Source organism: Litorisediminivivens sp. KMU-197, from assembly GCF_056858395.1.
In genome coordinates this window covers 1-1,363 of sequence record NZ_JBXEQG010000028.1, presented here as the reverse complement: position 1 = coordinate 1,363, position 1,363 = coordinate 1, and the positions used below count along the sequence as shown (strand labels likewise).

At 65.7% G+C, this 1,363-nt stretch carries 1 protein-coding gene; it reads left to right on the top strand.

Annotated elements, in window-relative coordinates; translation table 11 throughout:
- Nucleotides 1-96: 96 nt before the first annotated feature.
- Complete coding sequence (locus AC04PT_RS20065) at nt 97-1,299, top strand: IS256 family transposase (protein WP_482875563.1); 1,203 nt, start codon at nt 97-99, stop codon at nt 1,297-1,299.
- The last annotated feature ends 64 nt before the right edge of the window (nt 1,300-1,363 follow it).

The following is a 1,363-nucleotide window of genomic DNA, read 5'->3' as shown; positions in this document are numbered from 1 at the left end:
GGTGACGTCCCGAGACGTGGTGTAGCTTGCGGTGGCCATCGGGTTTCTCGGTAGGGTCGGGTTGTGACCACCAACCTGAACCGAGGACAACACCCGATGACCAAACAGATGATGGACCTGCGCGCTCTCGTGGAAAAGAGCGCTGATGCCGACCTGCTTCGCGAGATGATCGGTTTCGCCGCCGAACGGCTGATGGACCTGGAGGTCGGCATCAAGACGGGCGCCGACTACGGCGAGAAGAGCGTCGAGCGTCTTGCGCAGCGTAATGGTTACCGTGCCCGGGACTGGCAGACCCGAGCGGGCAGCGTGGAGTTGCGCATCCCCCGACTGCGCACCGGCTCCTACTTTCCCTCCTTCCTGGAGCCCCGGCGTGCTGCGGAGAAGGCGCTGACAGCCGTGATCCAAGAGGCTTACGTCCATGGCGTCTCGACACGGTCCATGGACGATCTGGTTCAGGCCATGGGCGGCACTGGGGTATCGAAGAGCCAGGTGAGCCGCCTGTGCGAGGAGATCGACGAGCGTGTGGACGCCTTCCTGACGCGGCCGATCGAGGGCGAATGGCCCTACCTCTGGATCGATGCCACCTACCTCAAGGTGCGCCAGGGCGGGCGGATCGTCTCGGTCGCGGTCACGCTCGCAGTGGGCGTCAACACCGACGGCAGGCGCGAGGTGCTGGGCATGGCGATCGGTGCCTCCGAGGCCGAGCCCTTCTGGACCGAGTTCCTGCGTGACCTCGTCCGCCGTGGCCTCGGCGGCGTGAAGCTTGTGATCAGCGATGCGCATGAGGGCATCAAGGCTGCCACCGCTCGGGTCCTGTCCACGACCTGGCAGCGCTGTCGGGTCCACTTCCAGCGCAATGCGCTCGCCCATGCCGGCAAGAACAGCCGCCGGGTGGTATCGGCCTTCATAGCCACGGCCTTCGCGCAGCCCGACCATGCGGCGGCGAAGGCCCAGTGGCGGCTCGTGGCGGACCAGATGCGCGGCAAGCTCCCGAAGCTGGCCACGCTCATGGATGGAGCCGAGGAGGACGTCCTGGCCTACATGACCTTCCCGGCCCAGCATCGCACCAAGCTTCACAGCACCAATCCGATCGAGCGTCTGAACGGCGAGATCAAGCGGCGGACGGACGTCGTCGGCATCTTTCCGAACGAGGCATCTGTCCGGCGCCTCGTCGGCGCGATCCTGATGGAGCAGACCGAGGAATGGACGGTCCAGCGCGCCAGATACATGACGCTGGAAACGCTCGCCCCTGTCTGCGATGATCTCAGTGTCAGCCTGCCTGCAGCACAGAGCGACTGACCAGCTCGGCCCGCTTGAAAGCGCGAGGCCCACGGCGAGCTACACCACGTCCTGGGACATCATC

What these genes read in the sequence shown, in the direction of transcription:
- AC04PT_RS20065 (WP_482875563.1), top strand. Translation starts at nt 97, where the DNA reads ATGACCAAACAGATGATGGACCTGCGCGCTCTCGTGGAAAAGAGCGCT.